We start from the raw sequence: 25,672 nt of genomic DNA, 5'->3' as shown, positions 1-25,672 counted from the left end.
TATGGCTGTAAAGGCACTACTATTTGATTTTGATGGAACTTTACTGAATACAAATGAATTAATCATTCAAACATTTATGCATGTTTTAAATGAGAGATTTCCCGGGCAATTTTCGCCAAAAGATTGCTTGAAATTCATTGGTCCCTCACTTAAGCAGACATTTAATGACATTGCACCAGGTGAAGAGGAAGCTTTGATAGCCAAATATCGAGCTTGGAATATAGAGCATCATGATGAACTTGTTAGTCAATACCCAGACGTTGTCTCAACATTAGAGCAATTAAAAGCACAAGGGATTCGTTTGGCGATTGTTTCGACAAAACGGAATGATACGATTGATCGTGGGCTATCTATTCTTGGGGCTACACACCTATTTGATGTGCGTATTGGAACAGATGATGTGCATAATGTGAAGCCAGATCCAGAACCAGTTTTACTTGCATTGGAACGTTTAGGGATCAACAAAGATGATGCAATTATGATTGGAGATAACTCGCATGATATTGAAGCAGGACATCGTGCAGGAGTCAGAGCAGCTGGTGTCGCTTGGGCAATTAAAGGCGAGGCATACTTACAGCAGTTCCAACCAGAGTATATATTGCATCATATGACGGATTTATTGGATATTGTGAAAGAGGGGTAAGTTAGATGGCGCGTAAAACAGAACGTTACCGTGTCGAAGGAGCAAATTCACTGTGGAAAATCTACGACACGGTGTCCTTTTGGAAGGTGATGAAGTGTTTCATTGTCATTCAAATTGGACGCTTCACACCATTTTTACGTGTGAAAAACTGGCTTTATCGAACATTTTTAAAAATGACCATAGGTGAAAAAACTTCACTAGCGTTAATGGTTATGCCAGATACTATGTATCCTGAGCGTATTTTTATTGGGGATAATACAGTAATTGGCTTTAATACGACCATCTTAGCCCATGAATATTTAATAGAGGAATATCGTTTAGGGGATGTCCGTATTGGCCATGAAGTAATGATTGGTGCGAATTCTACAATTTTACCAGGTGTGACAATTGGAGATGGTGCCATTGTTTCTGCCGCAACTCTTGTACATAAGGATGTGCCGGCTGGCTGTCTAGCAGGAGGAAATCCGATGCAAATTATTTATACAGCAGAACAAATGGCAGAGCGTAAGCGTCATGAAGTTGTGCAATGGTGTACACCTAAAAAATAATCAAATTCATATATCTAAAAAGCTAAAGCTACTCCCAAAATTGGGAGTAGCTTTTATTTGTTGGTATTTACTCGTCAAATCTTTTAATTTTAGATTTTCAGGTAGTTGCAACCTTCTTCATAAAGTAATTTAAAGATTTAGATAATTAGAGGGAATACGTTGACTGTTTAACAGAAATAAGTTAAAATTCTTTCATAATCTAATTCTCTAATACTCTAGTGAATTAAAGTGAATGTGAGGAAGTGTTCATATGTCGTCAATAAAAATGTTTGAAAAGCCACTTGGAATGCGTGATACCTTTCCACAAATCTTTGAAAAAGTTGAAGCGGTAAGACAAACAGGTAGAGATTTTTTAACTAAAAGGGGATATGAGTTTATTAAAACACCTGCTGTTGAATATTTTGATACAGTTGGAAAAGCTTCTGCGATCGCTGATACCCATTTATTTAAACTTGTAGATAGTCAGGGAAATACATTAGTGCTCCGACCAGATATGACAACCCCGATTGCTCGGGTGGCCACCTCGAAATTATTGAAAGAAATGATTCCTCAACGTTTAGCTTACTTCGCAAGTGTTTTTCGTGCACAAGAAGCAGAAGGGGGGAGACCAGCAGAATTCGATCAAATGGGTATTGAATTAATAGGGGACCAATCTGTATTTGCTGATGCAGAAGTGATTGTGACAGCAATGGAGCTTTTAAAGCACTTAAAACTAGAAGCGTTTAAAGTAACGATTGGACATGCAGGCATACTAAACTGCATTTTACAAGATTACACAGAGAGTATTGAACAGCAAACTACCCTTAGAACATTACTTGTCCACCGAAATTATGTTGGATTTGAAGAAGCGGTAGATTCATTTAATTTACCTAAAGCTAAAGCAGATGCCCTCCTCCAGTTTATTGAAGAAGCAATGGATGTGAAGGATATCCGCGATATTGAAAAATATGTTCGTAAAAATGATGCATTAGTATATATGCAACAGCTTGCTCAATTATTGGAAATGGCCGACTTAGCTGCTTATGTTACGTTTGATTTTACACTCTCAAGTCATATGAGTTACTACACAGGTATGCTTTTTGAAGTATTTGCCTTAGGTAGTGGTTTTCCATTAGGAAATGGTGGCCGTTACGATGGATTGTTAGAGGTGTTTGGATCAAAGGCTGGTGCGACGGGATTTAGCATTCGTGTCGATCGTTTATTGGAAACATTACATGGGCAATCAGAGATGCAACAAGAAGCAACTGTTGTGCTTTTTGATGAAGAACAATTTGAGGCAGCTTTAATAAAGGTAAACACATTGCGGGCAGCAGGGAAATTAGCTACTTTACAGTTGCGTAGTAGCCTAGTCGATGAAGAAGCCTTTTTAGCTCACTTTACGGAAGTAGTTGTAGTTGGACAGGAGGAAATTGGTAGTGAATGAATTAACAATTGCAATGCCAAAGGGGCGAATCTTTGAAGAGGCCTATCAGATGTTATTGAAGGCAGGTTTTCATTTACCAGAAGAGGTCGAAATGTCGCGTAAATTAATGATTGAAATACCAGAAGAGAAAATTCGCTTTATTTTATCTAAACCAATGGATGTGCCTGTCTACGTTGAGCATGGCGTAGCGGATATCGGTATTGCTGGCAAGGATGTTTTGTTAGAGCAACAGAGAGAGGTACATGAATTACTGGATTTGAATATTAGTAATTGCTATATCGCGTCAGCTGGTTTACCAAATACAGATATGAATGAAATTGCTCCTAGAATTGCGACGAAATATCCGAATATTGCGATGAAATACTATAAAGGCATCGGGGAGCAAGTCGAAATCATTGAGCTTAATGGATCTATTGAATTAGCACCTATGATTGGTTTAGCTGACCGAATTGTCGATATTGTTTCTACAGGACGTACATTAAAAGAGAACGGCTTAGTTGAATATGAATTTATTTCGACTGTGTCATCTCGGTTAATTGCTAATCCGGTTAGCTATCGTATGAAGGGTGAGCGCATCATTGACCTTGTTAGACGATTAAAGAAATGTGTGAATGAACAAAAAAGTAATCATATCTAGCTACATATGAGTAACTGAAGGGGTTTAATTCAATGAAAATAACTAAACTAGCAAAGGGTATTTCCTTAAAAAGACCACTTGAAGGTGGAAATGAGGAACAGTTAAAAGTTGTAAGACAGGTGTTAACAGATGTGAGGACACAGGGAGACGTAGCGTTACGTGCCTATACAGAACGTTGGGACGGGTATATGCCTACAAGCTTGCGTGTCACGAAGGAGGAAATACAAGAAGCTGTAAATGCTCTTGACCAACAACTCTATCAGGATTTGGTGGAAGCAGCTCAAAATATTCGACTTTATCATGAACAACAGTCACGACAGGGTTATCGCTTAGAGCTAGGTGACGGTTCTTGGCTAGGTCAACGAGTAACAGCTCTAGATGCAGTAGGATTATATGTTCCTGGCGGTACAGCTGCCTATCCCTCATCGGTGCTAATGAATGTGATTCCAGCACAGGTAGCAGGTGTGAAGCGTATTGTGATTGCTTCTCCAGCAGGCCTTGATGGAAAAATGCCAGCAGGTGTCCTAGTGGCGGCTCAGCTTTTAGGAATCGAAGAAATTTATAAAATAGGTGGGGCACAAGCAATTGCTGCTCTTGCTTATGGCACAGAGACCATCGCACCAGTCGATAAAATTACAGGCCCAGGAAATATTTTTGTAGCCCTTGCTAAACGGGAGGTATTTGGGGAAGTTGCCATTGATATGATTGCGGGACCTAGCGAAATTGCAGTACTAGCTGATGACACTGCATTTCCAGACGAAATTGCTGCAGATCTGTTATCTCAAGCAGAACATGACCGATTAGCTTGTGCTGTTCTCGTCACGACCTCAGAGAAATTGGCCAAAAAGGTAGCTGAAGAAGTTGAAAAGCAATTGGAGATTTTACCACGTCAAGAAGTAGCGCGTGCTTCAATCGAAAATTTTGGGGTCATTTATATAGCTGAAACGGTATCAGATGCAGTGGAAGCGATTAATTCATTAGCACCGGAGCATTTAGAAATTATGACAAATAATGCTGAGGCGATCGCTGAACAAATAAGGCATGCAGGTGGTATTTTTATTGGTCGTTATAGTTCAGAGCCTGTTGGTGACTATTTTGCGGGGACCAATCATGTGTTACCAACTAATAGCACAGCACGTTTTGCTAGTGGCTTAAACGTAGATGATTTTGTGAAAAAATCAAGTGTTGTTTATTACAGTGAAAAAACTTGGCAAGAGCATGCACCAAAAATTGCACGTCTCGCACGTATGGAGGGTTTAGAGGGCCATGCACGTGCAGTGGAATCTCGCGGATGGAAGAAGGAATAGTACAATGACGGAAAAGAAACGATATGCACAAGTAGAGCGAACAACCAATGAAACGCAAATTTCAGTAGCCATCGATTTAGATGGTGAAGGGAAGGCAGATATTAAAACGGGCGTAGGTTTTATGGATCATATGCTGGATTTATTTATCAAGCATGGTCTTTTTAATGGGACCATCCAAGCGAATGGGGATACCTATATTGATGATCATCATACAACGGAGGATCTAGGCATTGTGTTAGGGCAAGCTATTCGAGAAGCACTTGGTGATAAAAAGGGCATTAAACGCTATGGAACGGCATTTGTACCTATGGATGATGCACTTGCGCAGGTGGTGGTTGATTGCTCGAATCGCCCCCATTTAGAATACCGAGTGCCCCCTTTAAAAGAAAAGGTGGGAACTTTTGATACAGAATTAGTGCATGAATTTTTGTGGAAATTTGCCTTAGAGGCACGAATGAATGTACATGTGATTGTACCCTATGGGCATAATACGCACCATATTATTGAGGCAATTTTTAAAGCCTTAGCTAGGGCGATTGATGCTGCCGTAGAAATTGATCCACGTGTTAAAGGAGTACCATCGACTAAGGGGCTGTTAACGTGAAAATAGGTGTGGTTGATTATGGTATGGGAAATTTATTTAGTGTGGTACAAGCTTTGAATCGACTTGGCTGTGAGGTCATAGTGACAGCTAATCAACAATTGCTAGATACTACAGATGCACTCATATTACCAGGAGTTGGTGCATTCCCAGATGCTAGAAAGCGTTTAGCAGAGACAAAATTAGATTGTTATCTAAAAAATGCCCAAAGCCAGCATCGCCCTCTTTTAGGCATTTGTTTAGGGATGCAATTATTATTTGAAAAAAGTGATGAGGTCACACCAACAAATGGCTTAGGTTTCTTTAAAGGACATATTAAGCGATTTAGTGGCACAAATGAGGGGCGAGCATATCGGGTGCCACATATGGGCTGGAACGAATTAGTTATGGCGAATCGTCCTGCTTGGTTAGAAAATAGTGCTCCTGCAAAGCATGTCTATTTCGTTCATTCATTTTATGCCACTAATATTGAGAAGTCTGAACTTGTTGCTTATGCAGACTATTGTGGTATACAAGTTCCAGGTATTGTAGCGAAAGGTTCTGTGACAGGTATGCAATTTCACCCTGAAAAATCAGGTGAGCTGGGCGTATATTTATTAGAGCAATGGCTGAAAGGAGTGAAATCATGCTAACGAAACGAATTATTCCTTGCCTCGATGTCAAGGAGGGACGCGTTGTAAAAGGGATACAATTTGTATCCATTCGTGATGCTGGTGACCCAGTGGAGCTAGCAAAATTTTATGATGAACAAGGCGCGGATGAGCTTGTATTTTTAGATATATCTGCTTCACATGAAGGCCGCGAAACAATGATAGAGGTTGTCCAACAAACAGCAGCTACTCTAGCGATTCCGTTTACAGTTGGTGGTGGTATTCGAACGTTGGATGATATGAAGCGTATTTTACGCGCTGGTGCGGATAAAGTTTCTGTCAATACTTCTGCTTTAGAGCGCCCTTCCCTTATTCAAGAAGGCTCTGATTTCTTTGGTGCCCAATGCATCGTGGTAGCAATCGATGCTCGCTATAGTGAAGAGGACGGTACATGGATGGTTTATACACATGGTGGGCGCAATAAAACTACTTGGTCAGCTATAGACTGGGCAAAGGAAGCGGTGCGTTTAGGAGCTGGTGAGATTTTATTAACTAGTATGAATCAAGATGGAGAAAAATCTGGCTTTGATTTGGGATTAACAAAAGCGGTACGAGAGGCTGTGTCAGTCCCAGTTATTGCAAGTGGTGGGGCAGGTTATGCCGAACATTTTTACGAAGTATTAGCCGAAGAAGTTGATGCAGATGCAGCACTTGCAGCTTCTATCTTCCATTATAAAGAAACAAGCGTAGCCCAAGTGAAAGAATACTTACGTGCAAAAGGAGTGGCAGTGAGATGATAGAGCGAATTCGATTTGATGAGAAAGGTCTTGTAACGGCAGTAGTACAGGATGCCAATACGAAAGAAGTATTAACGGTGGCTTATATGAATAAAGAGTCATTCGTTAAAACGATGGAATCAGGTGAAACTTGGTTTTATTCTCGTTCACGTCAGGAGCTTTGGCATAAAGGTGCCACAAGTGGTCATACGCAAAAGGTTGTAGCAATTAAAACAGACTGCGATTATGATGCAATAGTTGTGGAAGTATTACCAGAAGGTCCAGCTTGTCATAACGGTACAGCTTCTTGCTTTACGGAGGTTGTACAGCAAAATACTGGGGTAGGTTCTGTAGAAATAATTGCAAAACTTGTCCGTGTAATTGAAAAGCGAGAACAGGAAATGCCTGTGGGAGCTTATACTACATATTTATTTGAGAAGGGCATCGATAAAATCTGTAAAAAAGTAGGTGAGGAAGCAACAGAGGTGGTTATTGGGGCAAAAAATCGCGATGCCGAAGAAGTAAAGTGGGAGGCAGCTGATTTAATTTATCACCTTCTAGTATTACTACAAGAACAAAAAGTAAGTATATATGATGTCCTAGATGTGTTGAAAAAACGTCACGAGGAGAAATAACAGCATATTATAAATTGTGTGGTATAATAGGGTTTACTGTGTAAAGGAACGTTTAATACGTTCCTTATTTCTTGTTTCGGAGGAAATGTATTGGAAAAGAAACGTCAAAATAAGAACCAATCGAATATAGTGTCGTTCATTCCAACAGGCGACTATTATTATAAAAAATCAATTCAAGCTATGAACAGTGGACAAATGAATAAAGCCTATAAATATTTGCAGCGTGCAGTTGATCTTAGCCCTGATGATCCTATGATAATCTTGCAGCTTGCTATTATAGAGTTAGAAGGTCAACGTTTTGAAGAAGCGTATGATTTGCTTCGTCGTGCCTATCAAATTGATCCCGATAATCCAGAAATTATTTTTTACATGGCGGAAGTATCAGGTTGTGTAGGAATCATGCAGGATGCGAAACGCTTTGCTGAGGAGTATTTGCAGTTAGAGCCTGAAGGTGCTTATGCAGATGAAGCAGCAGAAATTTTAGAATTTGTTGCATTTGAGCAAGATGAGTTTGAGGAGCTTGAAGGATCTGGTGAAGATTTATATCGTCAGGAACAGGCTCGCCGTCATATGGAAAAAGGCGACTTTCCTGAAGCTATTACTATTTTAGAAGATTTAATTGAAGATCGCCCAGCCTTTTGGTCGGCGTATAATAATCTTGCACTTGCTTATTTTTATGTGGGAGAAGAGGAACAGGCAAAGGCTCTCTTACATACCGTATTACGTGAAAATAAGGGAAACTTACATGCACTTTGTAACTTAACAGTGATTGCGTATTACGAAAAGAATGAAGAGGATTTGCAAGAGCTATTAAATGTGCTTGTTAAAATTCAGCCATATACATGGGAGCATCGTTATAAACTAGGTGCTACATTAGCTTTAATAGGGCAATATGAATTAGCTTATAAATGGTTGCGCAGTATGCAAAAAAGAGGCTATGTAGGCGACGCGGGCTTTTACTTTTGGTTATCTCATGCCGCTTATTTTTCAGGGCATGAGGAGGTTTCCAAAAGTGCTTGGGGTCAACTGCTAGAGGTAGATCCAGATAAAGAAGGCTTTGAGCCTTGGCGCCAACATGATAACGAATTTGCGCTAGACGCGTTGGAACATGATCGGAATTTCATCGTTGAAAAATTAGAAAGTAGCTATTTAAGTGAGCGCATCTTTGGTCTGTTTTTATTAAAAGCTACGGCTCATAAGCAAGAAATAATCGCCCATCCTAAATGGGTTAATATTGAGCAATTCGGTGCTTTTGAGAAATTATTTTTAGCATATGCACTTGGACATGAATTTGATAAGAAAAATAAAGTAGAGGCAAGCTTTCTACGTGCTGTAAATGTGCCAGAAATTTTATTAAAGCAGTACGGCAAATTATCAACATTGATTGTACCTATGTTTCAAATGTGGTTTGTCCTGTGTGAACAAGCTTTAATTCAAAATTACCGTTTTACAAATCCTGTTGCAATTGCAGGAGCAAATGATTATCTATTTAGATCCTCTCAAATGCTCAAAGTAACAAAAAAAGAAATAGCTCAACAATATGGAGTATCTGTTGCCACTTTATCGAAGTATATTGATGAAATTTTAGCTTTTTTACCAAGCAGTCATAATTAGTGTGTGAGCAACATAGTTGAATAACTTTATACTTTCACATACGATGAACATACTAACGTTATCATTAATTTGCCCTGGCAACATTGCGTTCGATTGTTATTCCTTGCTAGTTGCCAATGGTTTATCTTCATCCCCTCTATTGTAAGTTGGGATCATATGTAGGTGACGTTACACTTTCACTACTATTTGTTGAATGAAGATAAAAAGTATTCTGTTTAGGGGGAAGTATTTATGTCGGAAGAAAAAATTTATGATGTAGTCATTATTGGTGCAGGCCCTGCTGGGATGACTGCTGCTGTTTATACATCACGTGCTAATTTGTCAACGCTTATGATTGAACGAGGAATCCCAGGTGGACAAATGGCCAACACTGAAGAAGTAGAAAACTATCCTGGTTTCGATACTATTTTAGGGCCTGAGCTGTCTACCAAAATGTTTGACCATGCTAAAAAATTTGGTGCAGAATATGCCTATGGTGATGTCACAGAAATCATCGATGGGGAAGAATTTAAAACAATTAAATCAGGTACAAAAGAATATAAAACACGTGCCATTATTATTACAACTGGTGCAGAGTATAAAAAAATGGGTGTGCCTGGTGAAAAAGAACTTGGCGGCCGTGGTGTCAGCTACTGTGCAGTTTGTGATGGTGCGTTCTTTAAACAAAAAAATCTGGTAGTTGTTGGCGGCGGAGATTCAGCTGTAGAAGAGGGCGTATATTTAACACGCTTTGCTGATAAAGTAACAATTGTCCACCGTCGTGATAAATTACGTGCACAAAAAATCCTCCAAGATCGTGCCTTTGCCAATGACAAAATTGATTTCATTTGGAATGCTACAGTAAAAGAAATTAATGAAGCAAATGGTAAAGTGGGCAGTGTTACATTGCAATCAACTGTGGATGGAACTGAGTCAGAGTTTACAACAGATGGTGTGTTTGTGTATATCGGTATGCTACCTTTAACAAAGCCATTCGAATCTTTAGGTATTTTAAATGATGCTGGTTATATCCTGACAAATGATAATATGGAAACGACAATTCCAGGTATCTTTGCAGCGGGAGATGTACGTGAAAAATCACTTCGTCAAATTGTTACAGCGACTGGTGATGGCAGTATTGCTGCACAAGCTGTACAGCATTATGTAGAAGAACTATTAGAGAAAATTAATGCATAACATGGCTATTTTAAGGAAAAAAATACAATTTTAATGTGGTTTTAATATTGTTGTAACTTGAATGACATATAAAAGGTGTATGATTTAAAGTGTAATTAGCAATCCCCCTTTTATTTTGTTTAGTAGGTTGTTTCCGCCTCAATTAGGTGGGAACAACCTACTTTTTTATTTGTATAGAGTATGAAAAGAGCATGCGCTTTTTTTCATTAATTTCTTAGTTAAAACTAAATTGTTAAATGTCTAGGTATGAGAGTTGTAAATGAGGACAAATCCTGCAGTGTCTTGCTATAATGGAGAGTAGAATGCAAAAGTGATTAGAGGTGTGCCGATGCAAAGAATTGCAAATTTAATTGCCGTAAAAGACGGTAAAGTATTATTACTTCAGAAACCAAGACGAGGTTGGTACGTTGCTCCAGGTGGAAAAATGGAAAGCGGTGAGTCCATCTTTGAGGCTGCTATTCGTGAATTTCAAGAAGAGACAAATGTTATACCTTTACATGTACACCTAAAGGGTGTTTATACGATGGTCATTAAAGAAAATAATGAAGTCGTAGATGAATGGATGCTTTATACATTCGTTGCTAGGGATGTAGAAGGTGTACCGTTTGTAGAAACTAGAGAAGGTAAACTTGCATGGCACCCAGTAGAGGATTTAGTACATTTGCCAATGGCTGAAGGAGATCGCACTAATTTACAATTTGCTGTTTCGCAATCTGGTATTCAGTATGGCACGTTTGACTATACAACGAATTTTGAATTACTTCATCAGAAAATACAAATATCAAAAGAACAATAAAGGAGTTGCATGACAGTGGTGGTTGAAGGCCAACAAAGAACACATGAATTGGTTATTATTACAGGAATGTCTGGAGCTGGGAAGACCGTAGCTATTCAAAGCTTTGAAGATTTAGGGTATTACTGTATTGATAATTTACCACCTGCGTTACTTACAACTTTTTTAACTCTGTTAAGAGATTCTGGAAAAAATAGTACACGTATTGCGGCAGTGATGGATATGCGGGGAGGCAACTTTTTTGATGCGCTTATTGGGGCGTTAGACCATATACTAAAAGAAGGCGACATTGTAGCACGTATTTTATTTTTAGATGCGGATGATGCCACATTAGTAAGACGCTATAAAGAAACAAGGAGGGCCCATCCATTGGCAGTAAGCGGCTTACCTTTAGATGGTATTAAGCAAGAGCGAGCGCTTTTATCGGAAGTAAAGGGTCGTGCTAATTTTGTTTATAATACATCCAACATGAAGCCTAAGCAATTGCGAGAAAAGATAGTCAAAGAATTTGCCAGTGAGGCAGATACTATTTTTACCGTCAACATCATGTCTTTTGGCTTCAAGCATGGTATGCCAATAGATGCAGACCTAGTGTTTGATGTTCGCTTCCTTAAAAATCCTTATTATGTGGAAGAACTACGTCCGAAGACGGGTCTTCAAACAGAAGTTTCCTCCTATGTTTTAGCCTTGGAAGATACGCAAATACTTATACAAAAACTAACAGATTTGTTCGACTTTATGATTCCTCTTTATCGCCAAGAAGGTAAATCACAACTTGTCATCGCTTTTGGCTGTACAGGTGGTCAGCATCGTTCAGTAACTTTAGCGGAGTTTTTTGGGGCTTATTTAGCCAGCAAAGAGAATACGGTTATTACGCATCGTGATATTAATCGTAGAAAGGAATGAGTGAATGGGGAAAAAGCAAACAAAGCTTGTGGTAATTGGTGGTGGAACAGGACTATCTACATTACTTCGTGGGCTCAAGCACCATCCATTTGATATTACTGCTATTGTGACGGTAGCGGATGATGGCGGCTCTTCAGGACGTTTACGAGATGATTATGATATCCCACCACCAGGTGATGTTCGTAATGTCATTGCGGCATTATCAGATATTGAACCGCTAGTGGAGCAAATGTTTCAATACCGTTTTTCTGCATCAGAGGATTTACGTGGCCATTCCTTAGGGAACTTAATGTTAACAGCACTTACTGATATTACAGGTGATTTTAACCATGCTATAAGTGAGATGGGAAAGGTTTTAAAAGTACATGGCCGTGTAATACCAGCAGCCAATAAAAAAATCAACTTACATGCTGTCTTAGAGGATGGTTCAATCATTGAAGGTGAATCCAAAATCCCAACAGCGACAAAACGCATTGATCGCGTTTTTTTAGTACCCGAAAACGTGCAACCGTTACCAGAAGCTATTCGAGCAATTCAGCGTGCAGACTATATATTAATTGGTCCTGGAAGCTTATACACAAGTATCATTCCAAATCTACTTGTCAAAGAGATTGGGGAATCTGTTGTAAAAGCAAAAGGAAGGAAAATGTATGTATGTAATTTAATGACACAAAAAGGTGAAACCATTTCTTATACAGCAGGTGACCATGTATCTGCCATACATAAGCATGTTGGCGCTTCCTTTATTGATTCGATTTTAGTGAATGACGAAGAACTACCAAATCCTGTAAAAGAATTATATAAAGAGGAAAGAGCAGAGCCAGTGACATTTGATGTGGCAAAGCTTGAAAGTATGGGATTAGAGGTTATAAGGCGCGATATTGCTACAATTCGTCCAGATGGAACGGTTCGACATAATGCTACGAATGTTGCAGAGTGGTTGGTGGATTATGCCGGTATTTATGACCGCTAAGAGAACCAACCGGATAATAGAAACATAAAGTGTTTGTTGTATATGGTAAGATGAACATATACATAGAAATTATGATTGAAAGGGGGGCGTGATATGTCTTTTGCTTCAGAAACGAAAAAGGAATTAACCCAAATAGAAGCGGACAATCATTGTATGAAAGCAGAAGTTTCTGCCCTAATTCGTATGAATGGTTCATTATCCTTTGCGAATAAACAACTAAGCTTGGACGTGCAAACTGAAAACGCTGCAATTGCCAGAAGACTATATACGATTATGAAAAAGTTGTATCCATACAATGTAGAATTGCTAGTTCGTAAGAAAATGCGATTGAAAAAAAATAACGTATATATTTGCCGTGTAAGAGAAGGAGCACGCGAGCTGTTAATTGATTTAGAAATCATCTCAGACGACTTTCAATTTAATCATACGATCTCAAGAAAGCTCATTAAAAAAAATGGCCAAAAAAGAGCCTATTTAAGAGGCGCATTTTTAGCAGGAGGCTCTGTCAATAACCCAGAAACATCCGCCTACCATTTAGAAATTTATTCTTTATATAAAGAACATGGCGAGGCATTGATGGATTTAATGAATGAATTTGAACTCAATGCCAAAACAATCGAACGCAAAAAAGGCTTTGTTACTTATTTAAAGGAAGCAGAAAAAATTTCTGATTTTCTCAATATTGTGGGTGCCCATCAGGCAATGATGAAATTTGAGGATGTTCGGATATTACGAGACATGCGCAATAGTGTCAATCGTATTGTGAACTGTGAAACGGCCAATCTAAATAAAACAATTGGAGCAGCATTACGACAGGTAGAGAATATTCGATTTATTGAAAATTCAATTGGTCTTGATCAACTACCCGAAAAACTTCGTGAAATTGCACGATTACGAGTAGAGTATCAAGATGTTACGTTAAAAGAGCTTGGCGAAATGGTATCCAGTGGCACTGTCAGCAAATCAGGTGTCAACCATCGTTTAAGAAAAATCGATGAAATAGCAGATGCATTAAGACGCGGTGAAAAAATAGGTGGTTAAGTTTTCATACTTTTCAGGTATGAATGTCATGCGTAATCGCTTATTGTTCTTTTGCTAGTAAGTAAGGTAAGATAAAACTAATAGATGAACGGTAGTGAAGGGGAGTTTTGAGAATGATCGAGAGAAGAGTCCAGGTTAAATTAAAATTAGGACTACAAGCAAGACAAGCGGCACTATTTGTGCAGGAAGCAAATCGTTTCAGTGCGGATATCTTTCTAGAAAAAGATGAAAAAAAAGTTAATGCCAAGTCGATAATGGGTGTCATGAGCTTAGCAGTTGCTAAAGGTACGGAGGTAACTTTAAGTAGTGAAGGCAATGATGCTGAGCAAGCGGTTACAGCATTAGCAACAATTATTGAAAATGAAGATTAACTAACAAGTAAAAAAGCCTCACAGAGGAAATTCTGTGAGGTTTTTTATTACTATTTATTATCAGTACTACGGTGCATAATGTGATCAATTAAACCATACTCTTTTGCACGTTCAGCTGTCATGAAGTTATCACGATCTGTGTCTCTTGCAATAACTTCAAGTGGTTGACCAGTACGTTCAGATAAAATGCCGTTTAATTTTTCACGTAAGAATAAAATACGTTTAGCAGCAATTTCAATTTCTGTCGCCTGGCCTTGTGCCCCACCTAGTGGTTGGTGAATCATTACTTCGGCATTTGGTAATGCAAAGCGTTTACCAGGTTCACCCGCAGCAAGTAGGAATGCACCCATTGATGCAGCCATACCGATACAAATCGTTTGAACTTTTGGCTTAATAATTTGCATTGTGTCATAAATGGCCATACCAGCCGTAATTGATCCACCTGGTGAATTAATGTAAAGAGAAATGTCTTTGTCTGGATCTTCTGCTTGTAGGAAAAGTAATTGTGCGACAATTGAATTAGCCACATTGTCGTCAATAGCACTTCCTAAAAGGATAATGCGGTCTTTAAGTAGACGTGAGTAAATGTCATATGCACGTTCACCACGGCTTGTTTGTTCAATAACTGTAGGAATTAAATTCATGTTAAATCCTCCTTCAAAAAACTAAATTCGATTACCTTTGCTGAAATCTCATTGTTATTTCAGCTGTAACCTTATCATACACATTATAGTCAGGGAAGGTCAAATATTAACCCTGCTAAAGTGAAATTAATTAAATAAAAAAAAATAAATTCTTTTTGTATTATATGGTTGAAATATATGTGATACGTTTGTATAATAGGTAAGGTTATATGATTGAAAGTACAGAACACTATTTTGCAGGTATGCTCCAAAATGAGGATTATCTACATCATGCTTTTCGTAAGCCTAGGGTGAGTACTTTTTTTTTGTTTTTTTTGCCCTCGTGGTGTAATGGATAACACGTAAGATTCCGGTTCTTGCACTGGGGGTTCGATTCCCTCCGAGGGCGCCATTTTACTGAATATAGATATACTGTAATAGCTCAATCTCCTAATAAGTAGTTTAGCAGCCTGCTTAGTGGAGATAGAGAGGAAAAGTAATGGGAATACTGTCCTAGTTGGCATTATTCCCCTATTTATGCCTTTCAAACCTTCAAAAAAGCAACAACTCCAAATTATTTTTTAGTGAACATACTGACCGTGAAGGCTAGTAATAGCCGAAAAAAAGAATCCTTTCTGAGGGGATTCTTTTTTTTGTTTAAATTTATCGAAATTTAGCATTTTTTCAATTGTATATATATTAATTTTAGGTTCATATTCTTGTTATTAATGCATTTTTTTTCTATTTAAATGATTTCTTTATTAATGAATATGAAAAAATATTTAGTTTTATGCGAAAAGTTGTTGTACAAATACTATAATATTAATATAATTGACCTAATAGTCTAATATTTCCGAATTGCGAAAAATAATACGCAGAATGGAAAATTATCGAAATAGGGGGAAATGCAATGAAAAAAACAGCTTGGATGTTACTTATGATACTAGCAGCGCTAACTTTAGCACTTGCAGGATGTGGGACAAAGGATACTGCCTCTTCGGGTAGTACACCTTCAGAAGGTGGAGATGGCAAGAAAGTTTATAAAGTAGGTACAGAAGCAACTTTTGCACCATTTGAATCTGTTGACGATAAAGGGAAAATTGTGGGGATTGATGTCGATATTTTAAAAGCAATTGCTGATGAAATGGATTTCGAAGTAGAGTGGAATAATATTGGTTGGGAACCCGTTTTCCAAACAATTAAAAACGGTGAAACACATATTGGTGCTTCAGGGATTACCATTACAGATGAGCGCAAAGAATCATTTGATTTTACTGAGCCATACTATGAGTCTCAATTATTAATTGTTGTGAAAGAAGATTCAAAGATTAAATCATTAGATGAATTAAAAGATAAAAAGGTGTCCGTACAAATTAATGCTACTGGTCATATGGCAGCTAAAAAGCTACAGGGTGAAGCAAGTACAAATATCATGGCTTTTGAAAGTCAGCCAATCGCAATTCAAGAGATGTTAAATGGTAATGTTGACGCAGCTATTGGAGACAATGCAGTAGTATACGAATATATTAAAGCGCATCCAGATCAAAAAATTAAAGTTATTCAAGATGATGCATTCGAAAAAGAATACTATGGCTTTATGGTTCAAAAGGGGAATAAAGAGCTATTAGATAAATTAAATGAAGGTTTGAAAAAGATTAAAGAAAACGGCAAATTAAAAGAAATTACAGGTACTGATTTCGAATAACAAACTGGTAATGCCACTCGCAAAGCAGTATGCTAGCGACTCATTTAATGGATGTAACTTTAAAGGGGAAATGGGGTTTTCGGATGGACATCTTTGACCTACGCTGGGACATTGTCTGGAACTACCGAGATATGTTTATACGAGGTATTGGCGTAACACTTATTTTGACACTTAGCGGTTATTTTGGCGGTATTCTTTTGGGCCTATTTTTAGGACTAGGGAAATTATCAAGTAAAAAATGGATATACTGGCCATCAAAATTATATATTGATTTATTCCGTGGAACACCAATGCTTGTTCAAATTTTATTAATACACTTAGCTGTTATTCCAACCATTTTTGGTCATTCTTTAGGATATATGGTCTCAGGGATTACCGCGCTTATTTTAAACTGTGCTGCTTACAATGCTGAAATTTTTCGTGCAGGTATTCAAAGTATTGCAAAGGGGCAAATGGAGGCCGCTCGTTCTCTAGGTCTTACACATAACCAGGCGATGCGTAAGGTTATTTTACCGCAGGCATTTAGACGAATGATCCCGCCATTAGGGAATGAATTCATAGCACTATTAAAGGATTCCTCTCTAGTAACAGTCATTGCTGCACCTGATATTCTATATGCTAGTAAAGTTGTAGCAGGTGCAAGCTTCCGTTTCTGGGAACCGTACATGGTTGCTGCATTACTATATTTAATATTAACTTATGGTGTAACGAAGATTGTTGCATTTATTGAGAAACGATTTAGCAATAGTTATGTCCCTCGTAAGGCAGAAGGGCGGGAAGCAAGATGATAAAAATTGAAAACCTACACAAGTATTTTGGTAAGCTAGAGGTATTAAAAGGGATCGATTATGAAATCCAAGAAAAACAGGTTGTTTGTGTCATTGGACCTTCTGGTTCAGGAAAAAGTACTTTTTTACGTTGCATTAATATGCTAGAAGAAGTAACAGATGGTGCCATTTATATTGAAGATGTGAAGATCAATGATCCTAAAACGAACATTAATGCGATTCGAGCTGAGGTTGGAATGGTATTTCAACAATTTAACCTATTCCCTCATATGAACGTTATCGATAATGTCACGATGGCGCCAATGCAAATTCGTAAAATGAGTCGTTCTGAAGCTGAAGCGCTTGGCCATGAGCTGTTAAATAAGGTAGGTCTCGACAGTAAAGCCTATAATTATCCTGAACAGCTATCAGGTGGACAACAACAACGTGTAGCCATTGCACGTGCGTTAGCGATGAAACCAAAGGCCATTTTATTTGATGAGCCTACTTCAGCACTTGATCCTGAAATGGTAAAAGAGGTATTAGATGTTATGAAAAATCTAGCTGCTGAAGGAATGACGATGGTTGTAGTCACACATGAAATGGGTTTTGCTCGTGAAGTGGGTGATCGTGTAGTCTTTATGGATGGTGGCTATATAGTAGAAGAGGGATTGCCAGAGGAACTATTCGGAAATCCACAAAGTGAGCGTACTAAAGCATTTTTAGGAAAAGTACTATAATTAGTAAAGGCAGTCCGTGGTGAGAATTTCTCACTATAGACTGCCTTTTGATTTTTAATGAAGGGGATTAGAGGTTGTATCGAATGCATTAAGCATCGTTTGCATATCCTGTTGTGAGTATTGAGGCACTTGATAGTAGCCATGTTTATTTTGGTAAATAGATAATTCGTAGGCCATTTCAATGCAGTTGGGAATACTATCAGCAACAACACGGCGAACTACAGGGTTTGTCGTTTCTGTTGCGGCAGCCGTCATACACTTTGCTACACCCTTCTGAGCGCCTAGTAAGAAACCTGAAATGGCTTCATCATTAATTTCATTAGCATTTTGCATCGGTTTTTTTGGTTGCCCTGGAGTTAAACCGTATTTAAAATCATTTCCTGTTTCCATTTGGTAACGCCCCGTAGGAACAGATGGATCATGACCTGTTTTAAAGGACTCAACAATTGTATTATACATGCCCAATGAAAAATTATATTGACGATCCAAAATGCTGAGTAGTTCTTGATCCTTTACTTGTGGACGTAAAATGATAGCTTGGTTCATACCTGCTATAATTTCACCAATTGCTTCATGCATGTCCATCATTTCGTGGCCACCATGATTTAGGCTATGTTGTTGATTTAAATTTGTTTGATTGGATGATTCATTGTAAAACGATTGTGACAAAATAAACGCCTCCTCAATTAATTTTTGTTGCAGTATTTAGTATGTCAAGCCAAATGAATTTCATACGGTATAAATGCAAAGACAAAAATGTAGACTAACACTAACAAAAGGAAATGCAAGTCAAGGAGGTTTTTGAACATGAAGAAATGGTTTGGACCAATTGGGATGATTGTCCTCATGCTTATTGTGTTTGCCTTAGTGCTGATTCCAAAATATAACAGTTTAGTCGCAGCTGAGGAAAATGTAGACTCCAAATGGGCACAGGTTGAAAACCAACTCCAACGCCGCTATGATTTAATTCCCAATTTGGTTGAATCTGTGAAAGGGTATACGAATCACGAGCAGCAGGTCATTGCCGATATTACCAACGCACGAGCTCAAATGGGCAATGCTAATTCTCCTGCGCAGCAAGCTGTTGCGAATGATACCTTAACTGGTGCACTAAGTCGTTTACTGGTAGTTGTGGAGAACTATCCTAACTTAAAAGCAGATGCAAATTTTCGGCAGTTAATGGATGAGCTTGCAGGCACAGAGAATCGCTTGGCAGTAGCACGTGAAGATTACAATAATGAAGTACAACAATTTAATAAACATGTTAAACGATTTCCTGGAAATTTAATGGCAGGGATGTTTGGTTTTGAACAAAAAGAATACTTTAAAGCTACTGCGGGTGCCGAACAAGCGCCAGCTATTGATTTTAGTCAATCGGGTACACAGTGATGAAACGTTGTATACTGCAGCTGATTATCATTTGTTCTGTGCTTCTTTTTTGCAGGGATATAACGGAAGCGGCAATGCCGTCGCCAATGAAAAATACGTATATTCATGATTTTGCTAATGTCTTATCTTTAGATGTAAAACAGAAATTAAACCATTATTCAGAGCAGTTGGATAAAGGAACGGGTGCTGAAATTATGGTTGTAACCGTTGATAGCCTTCATGGGCAGGAGGCGAAGATGTATGCGACAAAGCTGATACGCTCTTGGGGCATTGGGGACAAAGAGAAAAATAATGGTGCCCTGATTCTCGCTACATTTGGACAGGGTAAAGGACAAAATGATGTGGTAATAGCTGTTGGTCAAGGCTTGGAGGGAGCATTACCAGATGGTAAATTAGGGCGTATTTTAGATAATGCTTTTTACCCTCTCGCAAGTGAAGGTGATAATGATCAAGCCTTTCTAGCTACATATGCTGAGGTATTTCGTGCTGTAGCAGAAGAGTATAACTGGAATGGTGAATTACCAGCTGGCGCAAATGCAGATGAAGAAATACCCATTTGGCTCATGATTGTCATCATTATAGCGGTCATCATTTTTTCCTCATTCTTTTCGAAAGGTGGAGGTGGACCACGTGGGAGAGGCTATGGTGGTTACCCTGGCAGCTTTGGTGGGAGACGCTCAGGTGGTGGCAGTTTTGGAGGGTTTGGTGGCGGTTCTTCAGCAGGAGGCGGGGCAAGCCGAAAATTTTAATATACGTCACAACAGCGGGCTAATGGTTTAGTTCGCTTTAAATATGAAAATATTGACAAAAATACATAAAATGGTATAATTTATAATATATCGACTATCGATATAACGTAAACTGATATAGGGAGGAATCATTTTGAAAAAAAGATTTTTAACTGCATCATTAGCAATTATTTTAACAACTGCTACGGTTATTCCTGCAACATTGCAAGAAGTACGTGCTGCCAATGAAACAAATATCGTATTAGCACAAGAGCAACAACTTTCAGCGCAGGAATTTCTAGATTTAGCAGTAACAGCTTTAACATTCCAGCATGGCTCCGATTCAATGCGACAACAAATCAAGGATCAATGGGTAAAGGCTGGAGAGATTACAGACTTAAGCGCCACTATTAAACGTGATCAAGCAGCTCGGATTTTAGTTAGAGCTGCCAATAAAGAAGGAAAAGAAAAGACACTAGCGGAGTATTTAAAGAAAGCGAATAAGCTTGGTTTCTTTAAGGGAATATCATCAAGCACAGATTTTATTTCGAAACAAGAGGCTAGTAAACTTCTTAACAATGTTAAAAAGATAAAAAATGGTTCCAGTAATAAAGGAGTAAAAGAAATTTCCGTGGAGGATTTTGTGAAAAACCCAGGGAACTTTGGCTACGAACTTTCTCCTGATGGGAACTACATTACATTTGCCTCTGCATGGGAGAATCGCTCGAATGTATTTGTGAAAAAAATGAATGATAATAGTGAGCCAGTTCGTGTATCAAGCTCAAAAGATCGGAATATTGCAGGGTTTTTTTGGAAGGACGATTCTTTACTTTATTTGAAAGATAAAGGTGGAGATGAGAACTTCCATATTTACTCTACAACATTTAACGGTTCTGTGGAAAAAGATTTAACGCCATACCCTAATGTGACAGTAGGGATATTGGATAGCCTACAGGGTGTAAAAGACGAAATTCTAATCATGATGAACAAAGAGGATGCAACCGTTTTTGATGTGTACAAGCTAAATGTAAAGACGGGTAAAACAACTCACGTTGCCAAAAATCCTGGCAATATTACGAACTGGTTAGCAGATCGTAACGGCAATGTACGTGTAGCTGTAGCTACTGATGGAGTGAAAGGTGCTATCCTATATAGAGATTCAGAAAAGGATGAATTCAGACCATTTATTAAAATGGGGGCTGGGGATGAAGTAATGCCACTAGCCTTCTCGAAGGACAATAAGTTTATTTATGCAACATCCAATAAAGGTCGAGATAAAGTAGAAGTAGTGAAGTATGACCTACAAGGTAAAGAAGAAGTAATAATGTCCAATGATGAAGTTGATGTTTCAGGTGTATTATATAATGCTGAAAAAGATAAATTATTGTTTGGTGCGTATGCTACGGATAAAATCCATTATCAATTCTTTGATAAGGACTTTGAAAAGTTATTCCGTAAAATTCAAAACAAGCTTGGTGTTCATGAAAGCGAATTGGGTATAAATGATTACAATAAAGAGATGACAAAATTTATTGTAAGTGTTTCGAGTGACACAATCTATGGGAAATATTATTATTACGATTCGACAACAGATGAATTAAAAGAATTAGCGACATTGAGCCCTTGGTTAAAATCTGCAGATCTTGCAGAAATGCACCCTATTTCTTATAAGAGCCGTGATGGATTAACGATAAACGGCTATTTAACTTTGCCGAAAAATAAAAAGGCTGAAAATCTTCCTCTAATCGTAAACCCGCACGGTGGACCATGGGCGCGTGATATGTGGGGCTTCAATCCAGAAGTACAGCTATTAGCAAATCGTGGCTATGCAGTGCTACAAGTAAACTTCCGTTCCTCCACTGGCTATGGGAAGGAATTCCTTCAAGCCGGTAATAAGCAATGGGGCTTAAAAATTCAAGATGATATAACGGATGGCGTTCAATGGGCAATTGACCAAGGTATCGCTGATCCTAAACGTATTGGTATTTATGGTGCTTCCTTTGGTGGTTATGCTACGTTAGCTGGTATTACGTATACACCAGATTTATATGCAGCAGCAGTTGATTATGTAGGTGTATCTAACATTTTCACACTCTTAGACACAATTCCACCTTACTGGGAAACGATGCGGGACTTGTTTTATGAGCGAGTAGGTCATCCAGAGAAAGATAAAGAATTACTAAAAGCAGTTTCTCCGGTATTCCATGTTGATAAAATTAAAACACCTTTATTTGTTGCACAAGGTGCCAATGATCCACGTGTCAACAAAGCAGAATCCGACCAAATCGTAGAAGCTTTACGTGCTAGAGGAGTAGATGTAGAGTATATGCTTAAGGATAATGAGGGCCATGGCTTCGCGAACGAAGAAAATAGAATCGAATTTTATAATGCCATGGTGAAGTTCCTTGATCATCATTTAAAATAACATAATAGCAAAAAGGCATTGATGTGATTGTTATTCGCACTCAATGCCTTTAATTTTTATAATAAAGTTTTGAATGAATCCATGATATGATTTACAATCGTTGTGGCTATCAATGCCGTTGCCAGTTTCAGCGTTAAAGCTCAACCATGAAGAAAACGAAAGCAAAAATCTTCGTTTATAATAGAGACAGGAGGTGACATCCATGATTGTTCAATTTTTTAGTCGAGCTAATTGTCCATTATGTGTAGAGGGCCTACATACTTTAAAGCTTGTACAAGAAGATGTAGCGTTCGATATTGAAATAGTAAATATTGAAGAGGATGATCACATACACGAAAAATATATGTTCATGATACCTGTAGTAGAAAAAGATGGGACCGTCATTCAATATGGTAATCTGGACTATGCCACATTAATGGAGCATCTGGGTAGTTAAATTGCATGCCTTTAAAAAGATAGTAACGGCGAAAATTGCTTTATTATTAGTTGTCATTCATACAATTCACAAATTGTTCAATGAAAGCGGTTTGAATTTGAACAGTTTGTGAAGACCTTCACATTAGTCTTTTCTTTTATAAAAATCGGAGTAGAATAGGTATCAAGTAAGACATTGTTATAAAACAGATAATGAAAAGTATCACAATTTTTAGTGGTTGTTATATTACAAAAGCGATGTGAAGGGAGATTTTACAATGTGGGTTATTACAGTATTTGAAAAAAAAGACGTTCGTATTTTTGAATTTACAAATAAAAATGAGGCAACAAAAGCTTTAGAAGGATTCAAGAAAAACGCAATTTTATCTTTCACAAAATAAGCAAACCAAAGTCTCGTAGCTTTTTACAAAGCTGCGGGGCTTTTTTAAATCCAAAACTATACAATTACTTGCACTTTCCAACTATGCGTATTATAATAAAATCATAAGTGGGACACAAAATAATATAGTGGGACTGAAAATATCCCGTATCTATTAACAAGGGAGTAGATAAATATGTTCACTATTCCAGAGGCGCAACAAAGGCTACTTCCTGAAATGTATCCGCTTCTGCAATCTAGATATCGTATTTTGCAAGCCGTTCAACTCATGCAACCTATCGGGCGTCGAACACTCGCAGATTCATTGAAAATGACAGAAAGAGAAATACGCAAAGAAACTGACATTTTACGTGAACAAGGGTTATTAGATTCGCAAAAGTCGGGTATGGTATGTACAGATGATGGCGAAGAAGTCATTGAAAAACTAAGAGCCATCGTTTATGAATGGTCTGGTCTAACCCAGCTTGCGAAATTACTTGAAAAACATTTTGGCATACAACATGTTGTTGTTGTCCCAGGTGATTATAGTGAAGACAATACAGTCCTAACCTTGCTTGGCAAGGAAGCTGCATTGCAATTTATGTCTACTGCTTTTGATGAACAAGTTGTAGCGGTTACTGGTGGAAAATCAGTTGCCTCCCTAGCTCAATTTTTACATCCATTAGATGGACAAAAAGATATTACCTTTGTTGCTGCACGTGGAGGAATTGGTCATGAAATGCAAATGCAAGCCAATACGCTTGTTGCAACATTTGCCATGCAGATGGAGGAACAATATCGTACATTATTTTTGCCTGAGCATTTAAGTGAGCAAGCATACAAAGCTATGTTAACTGAACCTATGGTAACTGAGATGATGGCGTTTTATGATCGAGCAGATTGTGTAATCCATGGCATTGGATCGGCAGAGGAAATGGCGATTCGACGTAATTCATCCTCCGAGGATTTGCGAATTCTTGAGGAGAAGGGTGCGGTAAGTGAGGCATTTGGCTATTACTTTAATGCCGAAGGTGAAATCGTACATCGTATCCGCACGATTGGCATTCAGCTTGAACAGGTTAAAAATAGCCAGCAAGTTATTGCCGTGGCAGCTGGAAAACAAAAGGTCAATGCGATGCTTTCTTATTTTAAAGTAGCGCCAAAGCAAACTATTTTTATTACAGATGAAGCAGCTGCAAAAGCAATTGCTGCTACTTTACCTTCTGACAACAGCCATTTTGAATGATGGGTGTGAGCATTACTATGTCACTCTATCTCAAAAAGTGTTGAAGCACTTTTTGAATGAGCATAAAAGCAATTCAATGTCTCTATTTCAAAAAGAGACAAACATTACACATTATTGGAGGAATTAACAATGGCATTAAAATTAGCGATTAATGGATTTGGACGTATTGGACGTTTAGTATTTCGTGAGGCAATGAAGCAAAGTGAATTTGAAGTAGTGGCTGTAAACGACTTAACAGACGCAGGTCAGCTTGCACACTTATTGAAATATGATTCAGTCCACGGTATCTATGATGCTGAAGTCAATGCAGATGAAGATTCTTTCGTTGTGAATGGACAACGTATAAAAGTATATGCTGAAAAAGATCCTTCACAATTACCATGGGGTGAATTAGGAGTAGACGTAGTTCTTGAATGTACTGGTCATTTCCGTTCATTGGAGGAAGTGGGTAAGCATATTGAAGCAGGAGCTAAAAAAGCAATTCTTTCTGCACCAGCAAAAGGAGCAATGCCTACATTTGTTATGGGTGTCAACCATACAGACTATAACCCAGCAACTGATGATGTTATTTCAAATGCTTCATGTACAACAAACTGTCTTGCGCCTGTTGCGAAAGTACTGGATGAGAAATTTGGTATTGAACGCGGGATGATGACAACCATTCACTCTTATACAAACGATCAACGAATCTTAGACTTCCCACACTCTGACCCACGTCGTGCACGTGCAGGAGCAGTATCTATGATTCCAACAACAACTGGAGCAGCGGTAGCCGTTTCTAAAGTATTACCACAATTAAAAGGTAAATTAGATGGCTTCTCTATGCGAGTACCAACACCTAACGTATCATGTGTTGACTTAGTTGTAGAATTAAAAGCAGATGTAACGAAAGAAGCCATTAATGCGGTATTAAAAGAAGCTTCTGAAAATGAATTAAAAGGCATTTTAGACTACAATGAACTACCATTAGTCTCTATTGATTATAACGGTAACCACCATTCTTCTACTGTTGATGGTCTTTCAACAATGGTATTAGAAAACAAAATGGTGAAGGTTCTAGCTTGGTACGATAACGAAATTGGTTACTCTACTCGCTTAATGGACTTAGCTTTATACATTGCTGAACAAGGGTTAAACAATAAATAAGTATCATATTTCGACATTTTGAGTAAAAAGTGTGACATAATACTGCTTTTTATGTACAAAAAGTATAGCCTTTATA

General features: G+C 38.2%; 28 protein-coding genes and 1 tRNA gene. 27 read left to right on the top strand and 2 right to left on the bottom strand.

The features are described from left to right. Position 1: 1 nt before the first annotated feature. The 16 genes from ppaX to A2J09_RS14795 all read left to right on the top strand — a co-directional run bounded on the left by ppaX (position 2) and on the right by A2J09_RS14795 (position 14,034). On the top strand, positions 2-643 hold the full coding sequence (ppaX, locus tag A2J09_RS14870) for a pyrophosphatase PpaX (RefSeq protein ID WP_012292220.1): 642 nt from the start codon (positions 2-4) through the stop codon (positions 641-643). 5 nt (positions 644-648) lie between these two features. Then, on the top strand, positions 649-1,191 hold the full coding sequence (locus A2J09_RS14865; protein WP_012292221.1) for an acyltransferase: 543 nt from the start codon (positions 649-651) through the stop codon (positions 1,189-1,191). A gap of 250 nt (positions 1,192-1,441) precedes the next feature. After that, positions 1,442-2,614, top strand: coding sequence for an ATP phosphoribosyltransferase regulatory subunit (locus tag A2J09_RS14860; RefSeq protein ID WP_031417804.1), 1,173 nt, complete (start codon positions 1,442-1,444; stop codon positions 2,612-2,614). Then, positions 2,607-3,251 (top strand): ATP phosphoribosyltransferase, encoded by a 645-nt coding sequence (gene hisG / locus A2J09_RS14855; RefSeq protein WP_012292223.1) that lies wholly within the window; start codon positions 2,607-2,609, stop codon positions 3,249-3,251. The genes A2J09_RS14860 and hisG overlap by 8 nt, the downstream gene beginning before the upstream one ends. A 32-nt stretch (positions 3,252-3,283) precedes the next feature. Continuing rightward, positions 3,284-4,558, top strand: coding sequence for a histidinol dehydrogenase (hisD, locus tag A2J09_RS14850; RefSeq protein ID WP_012292224.1), 1,275 nt, complete (start codon positions 3,284-3,286; stop codon positions 4,556-4,558). 4 nt (positions 4,559-4,562) lie between these two features. Continuing rightward, a complete protein-coding gene (gene hisB, locus A2J09_RS14845; protein ID WP_012292225.1) occupies positions 4,563-5,162 on the top strand; it encodes an imidazoleglycerol-phosphate dehydratase HisB in 600 nt (199 codons plus the stop codon). Next, positions 5,159-5,791: an imidazole glycerol phosphate synthase subunit HisH gene (gene hisH / locus A2J09_RS14840; RefSeq protein ID WP_012292226.1), complete on the top strand. Its 633-nt coding sequence runs from the start codon at positions 5,159-5,161 to the stop codon at positions 5,789-5,791. The genes hisB and hisH overlap by 4 nt, the downstream gene beginning before the upstream one ends. Continuing rightward, positions 5,785-6,546: an imidazole glycerol phosphate synthase subunit HisF gene (hisF, locus tag A2J09_RS14835; protein ID WP_012292227.1), complete on the top strand. Its 762-nt coding sequence runs from the start codon at positions 5,785-5,787 to the stop codon at positions 6,544-6,546. The genes hisH and hisF overlap by 7 nt, the downstream gene beginning before the upstream one ends. Then, on the top strand, positions 6,543-7,160 hold the full coding sequence (gene hisIE / locus A2J09_RS14830; protein ID WP_012292228.1) for a bifunctional phosphoribosyl-AMP cyclohydrolase/phosphoribosyl-ATP diphosphatase HisIE: 618 nt from the start codon (positions 6,543-6,545) through the stop codon (positions 7,158-7,160). Before hisF ends, hisIE begins: the two co-directional genes overlap by 4 nt. A gap of 90 nt (positions 7,161-7,250) precedes the next feature. After that, entirely contained in the window at positions 7,251-8,774 is a 1,524-nt protein-coding gene (locus A2J09_RS14825) for a tetratricopeptide repeat protein (protein WP_031417798.1), read from the top strand. A 231-nt stretch (positions 8,775-9,005) separates the two neighbouring features. Next, on the top strand, positions 9,006-9,950 hold the full coding sequence (gene trxB / locus A2J09_RS14820) for a thioredoxin-disulfide reductase (RefSeq protein ID WP_012292230.1): 945 nt from the start codon (positions 9,006-9,008) through the stop codon (positions 9,948-9,950). Between the two features lie 328 nt (positions 9,951-10,278). Continuing rightward, positions 10,279-10,746, top strand: coding sequence for an NUDIX domain-containing protein (locus A2J09_RS14815; RefSeq protein ID WP_012292231.1), 468 nt, complete (start codon positions 10,279-10,281; stop codon positions 10,744-10,746). Between the two features lie 9 nt (positions 10,747-10,755). Further along, on the top strand, positions 10,756-11,649 hold the full coding sequence (gene rapZ, locus A2J09_RS14810) for an RNase adapter RapZ (RefSeq protein ID WP_012292232.1): 894 nt from the start codon (positions 10,756-10,758) through the stop codon (positions 11,647-11,649). A gap of 4 nt (positions 11,650-11,653) precedes the next feature. Beyond that, complete coding sequence (locus A2J09_RS14805; protein ID WP_012292233.1) at positions 11,654-12,622, top strand: gluconeogenesis factor YvcK family protein; 969 nt, start codon at positions 11,654-11,656, stop codon at positions 12,620-12,622. A gap of 93 nt (positions 12,623-12,715) precedes the next feature. Further along, on the top strand, positions 12,716-13,663 hold the full coding sequence (gene whiA, locus A2J09_RS14800; protein WP_008173244.1) for a DNA-binding protein WhiA: 948 nt from the start codon (positions 12,716-12,718) through the stop codon (positions 13,661-13,663). A gap of 113 nt (positions 13,664-13,776) precedes the next feature. Continuing rightward, positions 13,777-14,034 (top strand): HPr family phosphocarrier protein, encoded by a 258-nt coding sequence (locus A2J09_RS14795; RefSeq protein ID WP_004228023.1) that lies wholly within the window; start codon positions 13,777-13,779, stop codon positions 14,032-14,034. Between the two features lie 50 nt (positions 14,035-14,084). Here A2J09_RS14795 and clpP read toward each other — a convergent pair whose 3' ends face one another. After that, complete coding sequence (gene clpP / locus A2J09_RS14790; protein WP_008173241.1) at positions 14,085-14,678, bottom strand: ATP-dependent Clp endopeptidase proteolytic subunit ClpP; 594 nt, start codon at positions 14,676-14,678, stop codon at positions 14,085-14,087. 316 nt (positions 14,679-14,994) lie between these two features. On the opposite strand from clpP, the gene A2J09_RS14785 reads away from it, so the two are divergent. The 4 genes from A2J09_RS14785 to A2J09_RS14770 all read left to right on the top strand — a co-directional run bounded on the left by A2J09_RS14785 (position 14,995) and on the right by A2J09_RS14770 (position 17,869). Continuing rightward, positions 14,995-15,069: transfer RNA gene (locus A2J09_RS14785), tRNA-Arg, on the top strand. Positions 15,070-15,567: 498 nt separating this feature from the next. After that, entirely contained in the window at positions 15,568-16,362 is a 795-nt protein-coding gene (locus tag A2J09_RS14780; RefSeq protein WP_012292235.1) for a basic amino acid ABC transporter substrate-binding protein, read from the top strand. 83 nt (positions 16,363-16,445) lie between these two features. Further along, on the top strand, positions 16,446-17,150 hold the full coding sequence (locus A2J09_RS14775; RefSeq protein ID WP_031417795.1) for an amino acid ABC transporter permease: 705 nt from the start codon (positions 16,446-16,448) through the stop codon (positions 17,148-17,150). Continuing rightward, positions 17,147-17,869: an amino acid ABC transporter ATP-binding protein gene (locus A2J09_RS14770; protein ID WP_012292237.1), complete on the top strand. Its 723-nt coding sequence runs from the start codon at positions 17,147-17,149 to the stop codon at positions 17,867-17,869. Before A2J09_RS14775 ends, A2J09_RS14770 begins: the two co-directional genes overlap by 4 nt. A gap of 54 nt (positions 17,870-17,923) precedes the next feature. Here A2J09_RS14770 and A2J09_RS14765 read toward each other — a convergent pair whose 3' ends face one another. Next, positions 17,924-18,538, bottom strand: coding sequence for a spore coat protein (locus A2J09_RS14765; protein ID WP_012292238.1), 615 nt, complete (start codon positions 18,536-18,538; stop codon positions 17,924-17,926). 138 nt (positions 18,539-18,676) lie between these two features. Between A2J09_RS14765 and A2J09_RS14760 the strand changes: the two genes are divergently transcribed. The 7 genes from A2J09_RS14760 to gap all read left to right on the top strand — a co-directional run bounded on the left by A2J09_RS14760 (position 18,677) and on the right by gap (position 25,596). After that, entirely contained in the window at positions 18,677-19,258 is a 582-nt protein-coding gene (locus tag A2J09_RS14760; protein ID WP_036160514.1) for a LemA family protein, read from the top strand. Between the two features lie 74 nt (positions 19,259-19,332). Continuing rightward, entirely contained in the window at positions 19,333-20,007 is a 675-nt protein-coding gene (locus tag A2J09_RS14755; protein ID WP_227256889.1) for a TPM domain-containing protein, read from the top strand. 133 nt (positions 20,008-20,140) lie between these two features. After that, the gene (locus A2J09_RS14750) at positions 20,141-22,411 is read left to right on the top strand and encodes a S9 family peptidase (protein WP_012292240.1); all 2,271 of its coding nucleotides are present in this window, start codon (positions 20,141-20,143) and stop codon (positions 22,409-22,411) included. Between the two features lie 202 nt (positions 22,412-22,613). Then, a complete protein-coding gene (locus tag A2J09_RS14745) occupies positions 22,614-22,847 on the top strand; it encodes a glutaredoxin family protein (protein WP_012292241.1) in 234 nt (77 codons plus the stop codon). A gap of 256 nt (positions 22,848-23,103) precedes the next feature. Then, positions 23,104-23,226 carry a hypothetical protein gene (locus tag A2J09_RS24455; RefSeq protein ID WP_255250346.1) on the top strand — a complete coding sequence of 41 codons (123 nt, stop codon included), beginning with the start codon at positions 23,104-23,106 and terminating at the stop codon, positions 23,224-23,226. Positions 23,227-23,400: 174 nt separating this feature from the next. Beyond that, complete coding sequence (locus tag A2J09_RS14740) at positions 23,401-24,450, top strand: sugar-binding transcriptional regulator (RefSeq protein WP_012292243.1); 1,050 nt, start codon at positions 23,401-23,403, stop codon at positions 24,448-24,450. Positions 24,451-24,579: 129 nt separating this feature from the next. Next, entirely contained in the window at positions 24,580-25,596 is a 1,017-nt protein-coding gene (gene gap / locus A2J09_RS14735) for a type I glyceraldehyde-3-phosphate dehydrogenase (RefSeq protein ID WP_031417788.1), read from the top strand. Positions 25,597-25,672 lie beyond the last annotated feature (76 nt).

This window comes from Lysinibacillus sphaericus (assembly GCF_001629735.1).
In the GTDB taxonomy this organism is placed as follows: domain Bacteria; phylum Bacillota; class Bacilli; order Bacillales_A; family Planococcaceae; genus Lysinibacillus; species Lysinibacillus pinottii.
The sequence above is the reverse complement of the archived record's forward strand: the minus strand, read 5'-3'. Positions and strand labels throughout refer to the sequence as shown.